The sequence below is a fragment of the Mycolicibacterium sp. XJ879 genome, assembly GCF_053483935.1.
Genome location: NZ_JBEFTH010000047.1, coordinates 1 through 345, shown reverse-complemented (window position 1 = coordinate 345; position 345 = coordinate 1). Strand labels below are relative to the sequence as shown.

Below are 345 nucleotides of genomic sequence, written 5' to 3'. Positions count from 1 at the left end.
CAGCATTCTGTCGATGCAGGTCGCCTCACGCGCCAGGGCCGCCGGGCTGGTGTGCCGCCCGCGCGACATCTTCGTCGAGCAGACCGTGTCCCGGCTGGCTTCCGTGGTCAGGGCGGCGGGCAGCGCCGACGCGGCCGACGACGGCACCGGACCCGTGGTGGCGACCCCGATCATGCGGTGGTTGCACAGCTTCGATGGCGCGATCGATGAGTTCAATCAGACGGTGCTGTTCCACGCCCCCGCAGACACGACCGAGGGCGACGTGGTGGCGGTGCTGCAGGCGCTGCTGGACCGGCACGCCATGCTGCGGCTGCGAGTCGAGGACGACGCTGCGGGCGAATGGTT

The 345-nt window shown here is 70.4% G+C and carries 1 protein-coding gene; it reads left to right on the top strand.

Annotated features, from left to right (window positions below; all coding sequences use genetic code 11):
• Nucleotides 1-345, top strand: a 345-nt coding sequence (locus tag ABQF13_RS25330) for a hypothetical protein (protein ID WP_448395558.1), incomplete at both ends; no start/stop codon positions are given.